Source organism: Planosporangium spinosum (assembly GCF_049999945.1).
Lineage (GTDB): Bacteria > Actinomycetota > Actinomycetes > Mycobacteriales > Micromonosporaceae > Planosporangium > Planosporangium spinosum.
Genome location: NZ_JBLYUB010000019.1, coordinates 86,297 through 99,563, shown reverse-complemented (window position 1 = coordinate 99,563; position 13,267 = coordinate 86,297). Strand labels below are relative to the sequence as shown.

10 protein-coding genes and 1 pseudogene are annotated in these 13,267 nt (G+C 72.3%); 5 read left to right on the top strand and 6 right to left on the bottom strand.

Going from position 1 to position 13,267, the window contains the following annotated elements; translation table 11 throughout:
• The first annotated feature begins 70 nt into the window (after window positions 1-70).
• The 3 genes from ACNTMW_RS23760 (at window position 71) to ACNTMW_RS23750 (ending at window position 3,516) form a co-directional block, all read left to right on the top strand.
• Entirely contained in the window at window positions 71-982 is a 912-nt protein-coding gene (locus ACNTMW_RS23760) for a 5-dehydro-4-deoxyglucarate dehydratase (protein ID WP_426635979.1), read from the top strand.
• Window positions 979-2,244 carry a glucarate dehydratase family protein gene (locus tag ACNTMW_RS23755; protein ID WP_426635978.1) on the top strand — a complete coding sequence of 422 codons (1,266 nt, stop codon included), beginning with the start codon at window positions 979-981 and terminating at the stop codon, window positions 2,242-2,244. Before ACNTMW_RS23760 ends, ACNTMW_RS23755 begins: the two co-directional genes overlap by 4 nt.
• Window positions 2,245-2,349: 105 nt before the next feature.
• Window positions 2,350-3,516, top strand: coding sequence for an alpha-amylase family protein (locus tag ACNTMW_RS23750; protein WP_426635977.1), 1,167 nt, complete (start codon window positions 2,350-2,352; stop codon window positions 3,514-3,516).
• A gap of 26 nt (window positions 3,517-3,542) precedes the next feature.
• Here ACNTMW_RS23750 and ACNTMW_RS23745 read toward each other — a convergent pair whose 3' ends face one another.
• From ACNTMW_RS23745 to ACNTMW_RS23735, 3 genes are all read right to left on the bottom strand, one after another.
• A complete protein-coding gene (locus ACNTMW_RS23745; RefSeq protein ID WP_426635976.1) occupies window positions 3,543-5,123 on the bottom strand; it encodes a serine/threonine-protein kinase in 1,581 nt (526 codons plus the stop codon).
• Between the two features lie 308 nt (window positions 5,124-5,431).
• Window positions 5,432-7,036: a GGDEF domain-containing protein gene (locus tag ACNTMW_RS23740; RefSeq protein WP_426635975.1), complete on the bottom strand. Its 1,605-nt coding sequence runs from the start codon at window positions 7,034-7,036 to the stop codon at window positions 5,432-5,434.
• A gap of 513 nt (window positions 7,037-7,549) precedes the next feature.
• The gene (locus ACNTMW_RS23735) at window positions 7,550-8,848 is read right to left on the bottom strand and encodes a DUF1479 domain-containing protein (protein WP_426635974.1); all 1,299 of its coding nucleotides are present in this window, start codon (window positions 8,846-8,848) and stop codon (window positions 7,550-7,552) included.
• Between the two features lie 93 nt (window positions 8,849-8,941).
• Here ACNTMW_RS23735 and ACNTMW_RS23730 point away from each other — a divergent pair, with 93 nt between their 5' ends.
• Complete coding sequence (locus ACNTMW_RS23730) at window positions 8,942-10,114, top strand: ROK family transcriptional regulator (protein WP_426635973.1); 1,173 nt, start codon at window positions 8,942-8,944, stop codon at window positions 10,112-10,114.
• A 53-nt stretch (window positions 10,115-10,167) separates the two neighbouring features.
• The gene (locus ACNTMW_RS23725; protein WP_426635972.1) at window positions 10,168-11,415 is read left to right on the top strand and encodes a sugar efflux transporter; all 1,248 of its coding nucleotides are present in this window, start codon (window positions 10,168-10,170) and stop codon (window positions 11,413-11,415) included.
• A gap of 227 nt (window positions 11,416-11,642) precedes the next feature.
• Here ACNTMW_RS23725 and ACNTMW_RS23720 read toward each other — a convergent pair.
• From ACNTMW_RS23720 to ACNTMW_RS23710, 3 genes and pseudogenes are all read right to left on the bottom strand, one after another.
• Window positions 11,643-11,951, bottom strand: a pseudogene (locus ACNTMW_RS23720) (helix-turn-helix transcriptional regulator); the annotation flags it as partial.
• 185 nt (window positions 11,952-12,136) lie between these two features.
• Window positions 12,137-12,466, bottom strand: a complete 330-nt coding sequence (locus ACNTMW_RS23715) for a PCC domain-containing protein (RefSeq protein WP_426635971.1) — start codon at window positions 12,464-12,466, stop codon at window positions 12,137-12,139.
• Between the two features lie 8 nt (window positions 12,467-12,474).
• A complete protein-coding gene (locus ACNTMW_RS23710) occupies window positions 12,475-13,212 on the bottom strand; it encodes a helix-turn-helix domain-containing protein (RefSeq protein ID WP_426635970.1) in 738 nt (245 codons plus the stop codon).
• Between the last annotated feature and the right edge of the window lie 55 nt (window positions 13,213-13,267).

Here is a 13,267-nt window from a genome sequence, read left to right as displayed (position 1 = left end):
GCCGCCTACCCCGCTGGCAGCACTGACGTCAACGCCGCCGTCACCACAGCCGTCAACCCGAAGGAACCCGATGCGCATCACCGGTCTGCTGTCCTTTCCGCTGACCCCGTTCACCCCTGACGACTCCGTCGACCTCTCCGTGTTCGCCGAGCACGTGGAGCGCCAGATCGCGGCCGGCCCCTCCGGACTGTTCGTGGCGTGCGGCACCGGCGAGTACACGGCGCTGTCGCTGGCCGAGTACCGCGACGTGGTCGCCACGGCGGTCCGGGTCGCCGCCGGGCGGGTTCCGGTCTACGCCGGCGCCGGCGGCGGCCCGCAGCAGGCCCGCGAGTTCGCCGCGGCCGCGGCCGACCACGGCGCCGACGGGCTGCTGCTGCTCCCGCCGTACCTGGTCGCCTCCACCCCGGCCGGCCTGGTACGGCACGTGAAGTACGTCGCCGCGGCGACCCCGCTGCCCTTGGTGGTGTACCAGCGCACCAACGCCGTACTCGACCCGGCCGCCGCCGTGGCGCTGCTCGACGTGCCCACGGTCGCCGGTATCAAGGACGGCCGCGGCGACGTGGTCGAGATGCTGCGCCTGGTCACGGCGGTACGCACCAGCGGCCACCCGCGCGCCGGCGAGTTCGGGTTCCTCAACGGGCTGCCGACCGCGGAGCTGTCGGTCCAGGCGTACCAGTCGATCGGCGTGGACAGCTACTCGTCGGCCGTGCTGTGCTTCGCCCCGGACATCGCCACCGCGTTCTACCGTGCGGTGTCAGGCAACGACACCGCCACGGCCCGGGCCCTGCTGTCGGAGTTCTACCTGCCGTTCGTGGCGCTGCGCGACACGGTACCCGGCTACGCGGTGGCCCTGGTGAAGGCCGGCGCCCGGCTGTCCGGCCTGGACATGGGCCCGGTACGGCCACCGTTGGTGGACGCCACACCGGAGCACGTGAAGCAGCTGGCCGAGATCATCGAGCGGGGTCGGGAGGTACTGACGTGACCGCAGAGCGCGTCACCGAGGTCGTCGTCACGCCCGTCGCCTTCCCGGACCCTCCCCTGCTCAACGCCTCCGGCATCCACCAGCCGTGGGCGCTTCGCACGATCGTCGAGCTGCGCTGCGGCGACGAGCTGGTCGGCCTCGGCGAGACGTACGGCGACGCACCGCACCTGGAGCTGGTCCGCCGGGCCGGGGCGGCGGTCGTCGGCGTGGACCCGTTCGACCTGGCCGATCTGTCCCGGCGGGTCGCCACGGCCGTCGGCGACGTCGACGTGCCCGACCTGCACGGCCTCACCGGCGGCTCCTCCGTGGCGAAGACCCTGCTGCGGGTGTTCTCGCCGTTCGAGGTCGCCTGCCTCGACCTGCAGGGTCGGCTTACCGGCCGGCCGGTGTGGGCGCTGCTGGGCGGTCGGGCCCGCGAGTCGGTGCCGTTCTCGGCGTACCTGTTCTACAAGTGGGCCGCCCACCCGGGCGCGGAGCCCGACGAGTGGGGCGAGGCGGTGGACCCGGCCGGGATCGTCGCCCAGGCCCGCCGGATGATCGACCGGTACGGGTTCAGGTCGATCAAGCTCAAGGGCGGGGTGTTCGAGCCGGCGCAGGAGGTCGAGGCGATCCGGGCGCTGCGCGCGGAGTTCCCCGACCACCCGCTGCGGCTCGATCCCAACGCCGCCTGGAGCGTGGAGACCTCGATCACGGTGGCACGCGAAACCGACGGGCTGCTGGAGTACCTGGAGGACCCGACGCCGACGATCGAGGGGATGGCCGCGGTCGCCCGCGAGGCACCGATGCCGCTGGCCACCAACATGTGCGTGATCTCGTTCGCCGACGTCAAGCCCGGCTTCGAGCAGCGCGCCGTCGGCGTGGTGCTGTCCGACCACCACTACTGGGGCGGCCTGCGCGCCTCCCAGCGGCTGGCCGGCACCTGCCAGACCTGGGACGTCGGCCTGTCCATGCACTCCAACAGCCACCTCGGCATCAGCCTCGCGGCGATGGTCCACCTGGGCGTCGCCACGCCGAACCTCACGTACGCCGCCGACACCCACACGCCGTGGCAGCTCGGGGTGGACGTGCTCGAGCACCCGCTGTCCTTCGTGGACGGTGCGGTGACCCCGCCGGACGCACCCGGCCTCGGCGTCACCCTCGACCGCGACGCGCTGGCCCGGATGCACTCCGACTACCTGCGCTGCGGCATCCGGGCGCGCGACGACGTCGGGTACATGAAGCAGTTCCGGCCAGACTACGAGCTTCGGAGGCCCCGTTGGTGAGCGCGAGGAGTGAGCGAAGCGAGCCCCGCAGTCGCGAACGGAGTGGGACGTGGTGAGCGCGAGGAGTGAGCGAAGCGAGCCCCGCAGTCGCGAACGGAGTGGGACGTGGTAGATCAGGGACGGGTCGCGGGGCACGCGTACCCATGGGACGTGCTCGGCGACCCGGCGTTCGTCGACCGGATCGCCGAGGTCGGCGTGGACACCGTGACCCTCGCCGCCGCGTACCACTCGACCCGGGCGGCCACTCCCCTGCACCCGCGCCACCAGGTCGTCAGCGCCGACCACGCCGCGCTGTACCGGCCGGTGCGCGAAGCGGCGTGGACGGGGCGGCGCCTGGTGCCGACACCGGCGACCTGGGTCGACGACCCCGACCCGTTCGCCACCGCGGCGCGGGTCGTCCGGGACGCCGGCGTACGGGTGGCCGCCTGGATCGTGCTCACCCACAACACCCGGCTCGGCACGGCCCACCCCGACCTCGCCGTGGTCAACTGCTTCGGCGAGCCGTACCCGTACGCGCTGTGCCCGGCCCGCGAGGAGGTCCGCGAGTACGCGGCCACCCTCGCCGCGGAGGCGCTGCGCGACGTACCGGTCGACGAGGTGTCCCTGGAGGCGTGCGGCCAGCTCGGCCTGACCCACCTCAACCAGCACGAGAAGACCGACGGCGCGTGGACGGCGTACGCGCAGGGACTGCTGTCGGTGTGCTGCTGCGCCGCATGCCGGGACGGGTGGCGCGGCCAGGGCCTCGACCCGGACCGTACCGTCGAGCGGCTGCGCGCGGCGGTCCGCGCGGAGGCGCTCGGCGACCAGCCGGCCGGGGTCGACGGCGCCGACCGGCTCCTCGCCGCCCGGCACGCCGCCACCGACGCGCTGCGCGCCCGGGTCCTGGCCGAGGTCCGCGAGCGGGCGCCCGGGGTAACGGTCACGCTGCACGCCCACCCCGACCCGTGGGCGACCGGCGCCTCGCCGGGGTTGACGCCGACCGCGGCGGCCGATGTCGACGCGGTGCTCGTACCGTGCTGGCCGGTCACGCCGGACAGCGCCGACCTGGTGGCCCGCGCGGCGGCGACGGGTACGCCGGTCGACGCCTACGTCACCGCCCTGCCGCCGGCCGACCCGGACGCGCTGCCGGCGCACCTGGACCGGCTGCGCGCCGCGGGCGCGACCCGGCTGAGCCTGTACCACCTGGGCCTCGCCCCGCGCTGGCGCCAGGCGGACCTGCGGCGGATGGCGCGGGCCTGGCGGGACCCGGACCGCGGCGCCGTCACCGGCTGACTCCCGGGTCGACCCGGGCGACGCCGTCACCAGGAAAAGGCGTCGCCCCGGGTCGACCCGCCGGGCACCCCCGACCCGGACTGGTACCTCCAACTCACCACGACGACGTACCGGTGGCCACGCGGCGGCTGGGCGTCGAACGGCCCGCAGCTCATCTCGACCGCCGTCGGGGTGGGCGTGAGACCGGGGCAGGTGTTCGTCGCCACCTGCGCGTCGGTGTCGGCGTCCCGCAGCACCACGGTCAGGTCGACCTTCACGTTGGACTGCCCGCCCAGCATCGATCCCCGGACCCGTACCGCCGGGCCGGTGGTGTAGCAGGGCCGTACCAGCGCGCCCTGGTTCGCCGCGTACGCGAGGCCGGTCTGGCACCGCCACGAGCCGAACACCTGGGGCAGCGGTACCTTGACCGCGGCGCTGGCGGCTCCGGGCAGCGCCACCCGGCCGCGGGTGGGCGCGGCGGGTGACGGGGTCGGCGACGGCGTGGCCGTGGGCGCCGCGCTGGCAGGTCCGCTCGGCCGGGCGCTGGTGACGGGCGACGGGCCGGTCCGCGGCGCGGCGTTGCCGGACTCGACCCGCGGGTACCAGTCGATCAGGTACCTGCCGCCGAACCCAACCAGGGCGGCGGCCACGCACGCCACGGCGACCAGGCTGCCGGCGAGCGCCGGCCGCCGCCGGGCGGGCATCCGGCCGGTGTCGAGGGCGAGCCGGGGCAGCGCCGCCACGCCACCGGCCTGCAACGCCAGCGCGCGCAGGGCGACGCCCAGCGCCGCCGCGGACGGCCGCCGGGCGGGATCGCGCGCCAGGCACGACTCGATCAGCCGCCATGCCGGCTTCGGGATGCCCGCCCGCTTGCGCGGCGCCCCGCGCAGGTGCCGGACCAGGATCGTGGCCTGCATCTGGTCGGCGTACGGCGGCCGGCCGACGAGCAGTTCGTAGAACATCACGCCCAGCGCGTACACGTCGACGCCGGGGCCGGGCAGGCCACCCTCGATCAGCTCCGGCGCCATGTAGTTCGGAGTGCCGATCACCGCACCCGCGGTGGTCAGCCCCGGCTGGTCGAGGACCCGGGCGATGCCGAAGTCGGTCAGCCGGGCCCGCGGTGCGCCGTCGAGCCCGCGGTCGACCAGCACGTTGTCGGGCTTGAGGTCGCGGTGCACCACCGACCGGAGGTGCGCGGCGTGCAACCCGTCGGCGACCTGGGCCAGCAGCGACGCGGCCTCCGCGAGCGGCAGGGTACCCCGTTCGGCGAGGTACCCGCGCAGGCTCCCGCCGTGCACCAGGTCCATGACCAGCGCGAGCATCCCGTCGGGGGTGGCGATCAGGTCGCGTACCCGGACGATGTTGTCGTGGCGCAGGGCCAGCAGGATCGAGCGTTCCTGGAGGAACCGCGCGACCGCCTTCGGGTGCCCGACCTGCTCCTCGTGGAGCACCTTCACCGCGACCTCCCGGCCGCTGGCCCGGTCCCGTCCCCGCCAGACGGTCGCCGCGGCGCCGCTGCCGATCTCCTCCAGTAGCTCGTAGGAGCGGTCCTCGATCGTGCCGTCGGGCGTGAGTACCCGGACGCTGCACGCATGGGGCGTACCGGCGTCGGCGGTTTCGCTCGTCACGTGTCCTGAGTCCTCGCCTCGTCGCCAGATTCTCATCCAAAACGCTCAACGCGCGAGCCACCGGTATAGGTACGGGCGGATTGATCCAGACAATGACGGGGTACCGAACGGACATGCGTGTCGGAGGTGTGGAGATCCGTCCCCTCGGCGGCGGCCTGGGATGCCTGCTGATGATCCTATTCTCGATCATCGCTTCGGTCGTACTGACCGTGTTGGCCAACCTCTTGCTGCGATAACGCGCATTTCAGCATATTCGCCCAGGCTTCCACCGGGGTAAATGTGCGGACCGCCGGGACGAGTGTCGGCGGTTACGCGGCCAACTGGTCGCGGCCGCGGTGCTTGGCGACGTAGAGCTGCCGGTCGGCGGCGTCGAAGAGCTGCCGGGCACCCATGCCGTCGTGCAGGGAGGCCGCACCCACGCTGACCGTGACCCGCATACCGGAGGCGATCTCGTGCCACGGGTAGGTCGCGACGCTGCGGCGCACCCGCTCACCGATCCGGGCGGCGGTGGCCAGGTCGCCGTGTACGAAGACGGCGAACTCGTCGCCGCCGAAGCGTACCGGCACGTCGACCCGGCGGCAGTGCGCCTGGATCGTCCGCGCGATCTCGACCAGGACCCGGTCGCCGACGCCGTGCGAGTACGTGTCGTTGATGTCCTTGAACTTGTCCAGGTCGACGAGCAACAGCACCACCGGGCCCGACCGGCGGTCGCCGTCCCGGCTGAGGAGCGCCATCTGCTGGTCGAACCGGCGGCGGTTGCCCAGCCCGGTGAGCGGGTCCTGCAGTGCCGCCTCGTCGGCGCGGGTACGCTCGGCCTCCAGCTCGACCCGGCGCCGGGCCTGGCGCAGCATCGCGATCCGCTCCAACCGCAGGTGCCACAGGTGCGTGGCCTGGGCGCGCAGCGCGGTCAGGACGGGCCGGGCCGCGCCCGGGTGCTCGACGACCGCGAGCAGCGCCAGCTCGTGCTGCATGATCATCCGCTGGGTCTCCTGCCCGGCGTGCGCGGCCAGTTCCTCGGCCGCCACCAGTTCCCGGCGGGCACCGTCGTGGTCGCCCCGGGCGCGCAGCGCGATCCCGTACGCGAGGTGGGCCAGCCGGGCCTCGTGGAACTGGCCCTTCTCCCGCAGCGGAACGATCATGGGTTCGGCCAGCGCCACGGCCTCGTCGACCTCGCCGAGCTTGGCCAGGGCGATCGCGAGGACCGCGTTGGCCAGCGGAGCGTCGACCGAGGGGCCGAACCGGGCGTACCGCTCCACCCAGGGCCGGATCAGCCGGACGCTGAACTGGTAACGGGCGTTCGCCTCGTCGGTGCGGCCGAGGTGGTCCAGCCGCAGCGCCCACTCCACCAGGAACTCGGCGCGTTGCAGCTCGGCGGCCTCCACGTCGGGGTGGTCGGCCAGCCCGGCCTCCATCATCGCCGCCGCCGACCGGTCGGCCAATTCGTACAGTTCGGCCGCGCGGGCGGCGTCGCCGACCGAGGAGAACGCCGACAGGTACCGGACGTGGTTGCGCGGGGACTGCTCCAGCAGGATGAGCGCCCGCGCCACCGCGTGCAGCCCCTCGTCGACGCGACCCATGCGGATCAGGACCTCGGCCACGTCGGCGAGCGTCTTCGCCTCGGCGACGTGCGCGCCGGCGGCCCGGTGCGCCCGCAGCAGCGACTCGCCGGCGGCAAGCGCCTCCTGGAGGTTGCCGAGCCCGATGTGCGCGTACATCCGGGTCTGGATGGCGAGCCGCTGGGCTCCGACGTCACCGGCCACGCGGCCGATGAGCTCCACGATGTCGGCCGCGCGCAGCGCCTCCGGGTTGCGGCCCTTCATGGTCAGCTCGTGCATCCGCATCCCCAGGATGCGGAAGCCGCCCAGGGGGTCCGGGAGGACGGGTAGGCGAGGGTCGTGCCCTACTGCGCCCACGTGACCATCCCTCTCCGTACAGGTGACGACACTCTCCGTAAGTGCCCTTCACCTGCCGATGTCGGCATCCGCCGGGGCCGACTGAGGATTTTCCGGGCGGGATCGTCCAGTTCGCCACCCCCACCTGGGCGGCGCCGGTTCATTTCTGGCGTGGCTGCGTGCCGTCGGTGGATCCGGCTATGGTCGCCCGCATGCCTGAGCCCACCTACCTCGCGGCGGTCCGGGAGTCGTACGACACCGTCGCCGCCAGCTACCTCGAACGCGTCCCTCGCCCCGAGGCGATGGCCCCGTTGGCGCGGGCGATGCTGGCCGCGTTCGCCGAACTCGTACGGACCCCCGACCGCGGACCGGTCGCGGACCTGGGGTGCGGGCCGGGCTCACGGTCACCGCGCAGCTCGTGCAGGGACCCGACGAGAAGACGCGCCGGCAGTTCGCCAGCATCCTGGCCCGCAAGCCGGAGTAGCCATAGCTCGCACGTGGTCACCTGGCGGTGCCGACGAATGGTGGGGGCGCTCAGCCGAGGCCGAGGCCGCGCCGGCCGGTGTCGTTGAGGTCGTCGAGCTGGAAACGGTTGGTCCAACCGCGCTCGTAGTGCTCCTCCGGGAAGTCGCTCGGGCTCGATCCGGTGAGGAAGGCTTCCCGGACATCAGCCGCGTACCGCTCGTTGCGCGGACACCAGGGGGCCGCGGGGATGTACATGACGTTGCCCCAGCCCTTCTGGTTCTTCACCGGAGCGACGCTGTGGATCATGTCGCAGTGCCACCAGACCGAGTCGCCCGCCTTGACGTCCGGGATACCGGCCAGCGCCCGCATGAGCAGCGGGTGCCACGTCGAGTTGGCGGGAAAGACCTGGTTGACGGTAACGCCGCACATGTCGTCGTCGGGCACGTCGGACAGCAGCGGCCGCAGCATGAGGTAGGCCATGGCGGCGGGGATCGGGACGGTGTGCAGCACGCCCTGGTCGTGGTCCATGTCGGACAGCGCGGTCCAGCCCTGGAAGGTGCGGAAGGCAGAGCACATCGTCGTGCCGGGGTACTGCGGTCCGGCGGTGCGGTAGGCCGCGTCCCAGGGGTCGTACTGCTCGACGGTGCCGTCGAACAGGTGACGGAACGCCTTCTGGTACGCCTCGGTCATCCACAGGTCGAGGGTGCCGGGGTCGAGGTGGGTGCCCAGCCCGCTGGAGTCGGCGCCCTCCGGGCGGCGGCGGATGCGGTCCGGGTACAGCGAGTCACGGTTGGGGTCGAACCACCGCACGCCCTCGGACGCGTGCTTCCACTGGCTGTTGAGGAACGCCTGTACGCGCGCCATCCGGTCACTCTGGCGGGCCTGCATCTGGGCCGGCGACCAGTAGATCGGGTAGATCTCGGGCTTGGAGCCGACGCTGCCGAAGAAGTCGTCGCCGGGGCCGCGGTAGTTGGAGAAGAACCGATTGCTCTCGACGTAGTCGACGATGTCGCGGTCCCAGGACAGGGCCTGCTCCCGGTCGAAGTGGCCTCGCACGACGAGGCAGCCGCGCCGACGCAGCTTCACCAGATCCTCGGCCGAGACGGTGCCGGCGGCGATGTCGGCGTAGTCGATGACCGGCCAGATCGCCTCACCTCGATCCCGGGCGACGGCGATCTCGTCGACCTCGGTCTTGATCCGCTGCTCGACGACGGCGAAGACCTCCTCGACCGTACGGCCGGAGGCCGCGATCCGAGCACGCAGCGCGGCCTTGATCTCACGGATCGCGGCCGGCAGGTCGGCCGGGGGCTCTTCCCAGTGCGGCAGGGCGGGGAGTGTGTCGGCAACGGGAAGGGTAGAGGCTGACACGGCGGCGGCTCCTTCTAGTCAGGTCTCCTTACTTGGGGGTCAATGTAGGAGGCTCGCGCCCTTCTAGGCAAGAGTCCTGCCTAGAATTGCCGCATGGATCCCGCCAAGCCGTCGCTGGAGCTGCTGCGGTCGCTGACCGACGAGCACGTGCTGCGCGCCCTCATGACGCACCGGCGGCTGACCCGAGCCGAGCTGGCCGCCGAGACCGGGATCTCGAAGCCGACCGCGGGTGAGAGCGTGCGCCGGTTGACCGAGGCCGGCCTGCTGGTCGACACCGGAGAACGCACCCCGGGCGGCCGGGGACGTGGCCGGGTCGGCTCGTACTACGCGCTCGCCGACGACATCGGCGCCGCCCTCGCCGTCAGCATCGCGCCCGAAGGCATCGTGGCCGAGTGCGTCGACGCCTACGGCGACACGGTGGCACGCGCCGCGCGACAGATCAGCAGGCCGGCTCGCCCCGAGCAGGTCGCCGACGCGCTGCGCGCCGCCGCCCGGGAAGCCCGGGACAGCGCCGAACTGACCCCCCGCCTGGCGGTGGTGAGCGCCGCCGACCCGGTCGACCGCGCCACCGGCCGGGTGGTCCAGTTACCCGACGCACCGTTCCTGCTCGGCGAGCTCGATCCCGTCGAGGTCCTGGCGCCGTACGCCGACGGACCGGTCACCGTCGACAACGACGTGAACTGGGCGGCGCAGGCCGAACGCGACCACGCCCGTGCCGCGTTGGACGACTTCGCCTACGTCTTCCTCGGCGAGGGACTGGGCTGCGCACTCGTCAGCGACGGCGAGGTCAGGCGCGGACGTACCGGTCTCGCCGGTGAGCTCGCCCACCTGGTCACGGTCGGCCCACACGGCCAGGCGATGCGCCTCATCGAGGTGTTCGACGAACTCGACCTCCGGCAGCCCGGCTCGACGGCCATCGACGTCGACCGCCTCCTCACCACCGCCACCGGCCCGGAGCCCCGGGCAGCGGCCACCCGCGAAGCGCTGGGCCGGGCCGTCAGCGGGGTTCTCGCCGCCGTCGTCGCTCTCGCCGACCCGGAACGTGTCATCGTCGGTGGCTCGTGGGGCAACCACCCCGTGATCCTCGATGCCATCGCCGCGGCCACCGCACGCCTTCCGCGACCCGTTCCCGTCCGCGCCGCGGAGCTGACGGTCGAACCCTCCCTGACCGGCGCACGCATTGCGGCGATCAACCACCTGCGCTCGACGATCGTCGCCCTTCCCCACCAGCAGCGAGTCGACCAGCCCACCGCGGCGGCCGACTGATCCCTTTCGATGTCGACCTGTTACGGTCGAGCGATCGAGGGAAACAGTGGACGATGACGTCCGGCACGGGCACCACCGGCGGCTCCAGACTGCCGCAGCTGGTAGGCAGCGTCCTGCTGCTGGGGATCGCCGACTCCATGATCGGGCCCTACCTGGTGCTCTTCGGCGCCGACCAGGCGCATCTGTCGCCGTTGCAGGTAGGCGTCTTCATGTCGCTCATCGCCGTCAACGGTCTCGTCGTGAGCACCTGGCTCGGCCGCCGCTACGACCGGTCCGCGAGCCGGTGGCCGGCGTTCGTCGCGCTGGCCGCACCGGCGGTCGGCTACCTGGCGCTGACGACGACAACCAGCTATGCCCTGCTGCTGCTCGTCGCGGCGGGCTTCCTCGGCGCCGGCATGGCGGCCTTCCCCCAACTGTTCGCGCTGGCCCGTACCCACCTCGACCGGTCGACCGACAGCGCCGCCCGGCGGGGAACCCCCGCCCTGCGGTCGGTGTGGTCCCTGGCCTGGGCCATCGGTCCGATGATCGGCGCCGCGGTACTGGCCCGGCAGGGATACCGAGGGCTTCTGATCTTCACAGCCCTGGCGTTCACGCTCGTGGCCCTGCCGTTGCTGCTGCTCGGTGCCACACCGGCCCCGCCCCCACGGACGGCGGCGAGCAGGACCGGCACCCGGTTGACCCGGCCGGTGCTGCTGGCCGCGACCAGTTTCACGCTGTTCCACACCGCGATGCTCGCCGGGTCGGTGGCCCTGCCCCTCTACGTCACCCGGACGCTGGGTCGCCCCGACCGCGACGTCGGCCTGCTGTTCAGCGTGTGCGCACTGGTGGAGGTTCCAGTGGCGCTGAGCCTGGTACTGCTGCCGGCCCGGGCCCGCAAGCAACGGGTGATCCTGCTCGGCATGCTGACGTTCGTGGCCTACTTCCTGCTCGTCGCGGTCAGCTCGACCGTGCCGCTGCTGATCGGCACCCAGCTGGCCCGGGGCACAGCCATAGCCGTGACCGGCTCGCTCGGCATTACCTACATGCAGGATCTGATCCCGGGAGCCACCGGGCGGGCGACCACGCTGTTCGCCAACACCCTCACGATCGGTTCGCTGATCTCCGGCCTCGTCGCCGGCGCCACGGCCCAGGCGCTCGGCTACCGGGCGACCCTGGTGCTGTGCGGCGTCCTCGCCGCCGTCGGCTGTGTACTGCTGGTCAGCGCCCGACCGTCGGTCAGCACCGCCGGGGCGGAGCCGGCGTGTCGCGCCCGCCTCACCGCTGCGGATGATCAAGGGACCGACCAGCGGTCCATTAGGTAGACGCGGACGACGGCGAGTCCCGGTGTCCGGACCTACTTTGCGGATCTTGGACGGCGGATCGAGGCCGGCAAGCCGGGCCGTCGGAAACGTCTTGGTTGTCCGGTCCAGCAATGGATGGCAGACGTCGGGCGCTGACCTGGATCTCGCCATGTAGAGCTGGATGACTCGGTGGTGAAGCTAAGGATGCCGGATGTGCGGCCGTTCCCTCTGGGCGCCGCCTGTCGGCGCTACTCGTTGCGGCGGTATCGGCCAGGGGCGATGCCATGCTGGCGGTTGAAGGCGTTGGCGAAGGCGAACTCGGATGTGTAGCCGACTGTGGCGGCGATGGCGCTGAGCGGTACGTCGGATTCTTGGAGAAGCCGGGCGGCGGTGGTCATCCACCACCAGGTCAGGTAGGTCAGTGGCGGCTGGCCGAGCAGGGTGGTGAAACGGCGGGCGAACGGCGCCCGGGAGAGTCCGGCCTCGGCAGCGAGTGTCGCGACGGTCCACGGCCGCGCTGGGTTGCGGTGCATGGCCTGCAGTGCGGCGGTGGTGGGTCGATGTCTGCCACACGGCAACGTCCACCACAACGCCTACGCAGCCACCGACCAGGCGATGATCTGGTCGCCTTCACGGCGTCGCGCCGCGTCCTCCGCGTTGCCGCTCAAGAGCCAATCGGCGGCCCGGGCACACGAGCGAGGAACGCCTAGGTTCCTCCCGGGCTCCTTAGTTCCTGGACCTGCTACGCCACGGGCGTCACATAGGCCCGTACGAACCAGTCCTGGACCTTCGCCCAGTGCAGGTGTCCCGCCACCGTGACGCCCTCGCCGCCGAGGACCGCGTGGACGTGGACCTTCCCGTCGGTGACCTCTCCGGTCCCGGTCAACTCGAACGGCTGGTCGTGCTCCGTGAGGATGTCGTCCAGCGGATCGCCCTTCGGCATCACGGACACGCAGCACCCCTGCACGGCACCTATCAGGGTGATCGCCGCGGCCCGGACACCGCGCTCCTGAACGTGGCGGGCGATCGTCTCCAGAACCTCCTCGCCCTTACCGACCGACACGACGAACACGATGCCTCCTAGACAGTGAGAGGGTCGAGGCCGGCGAGCGCACCGCCAATGACGCGGAGGTTCTCCCGGCTGGTCTCTTGCGGAAGCGCGCGGGCGAGCGCGTCGGCGACCTCCCGCGCCGCCTCGGCCCGGGTCCGGGCAAGCATGACCACGGAACACCACCGTGCTCCGGAGTCGGCGGGGTTGGTCACTTCCTGGGCGAAGGCCTGAAGGTGGGCTTCCTCGGCGAGCGGCTGCCCGCTTGTGGCGACCCGCCGCGCGTCGTTCCACGGCATCCCGAGGACGCGGGAAACGACGGCCGTCAGGTAGAGGAGGCGCACATCCTCGTCGGCCTTCAGCACCCGGACGACGTCGTCGTCCAGGACCGGGGACCCGACTTTCGCCAGGATGCCAACCGCATTCACCCGGAGGATCGGGGAGCCCTGCCGCGCCCACTTTGCCAGGGCCGCGAGGCTGGGCGTGTCCTTCGAAACGAGGGCCGCGATGGTCCGGTCCACCGCATGCGAAGTCTGGACCGTCGCCAGGAGTCGGCTACGCTCCGCTCCCACGTCCGCGGCGATGTCGACCGCGACGTCCGGCACTGAGGCCGCGACGACTGTGGAGACTGCTCCGATCAGTAGCTCCCGCCTGTTCACGTCCTCACCTAACACCCGCTCGTATGCCCGGACGACCCCGGGCGTCGCCTGTCGCGTCCCCGTCTCGACGTTGCCGAGGTAGCTCCGGGAGTAGCCGGTCCGCCGCGCCATACCCGCAGGCTCAACCCGGCGACCTCGCGCGCCCGTCCCAGTGTCGGTCCAAGGT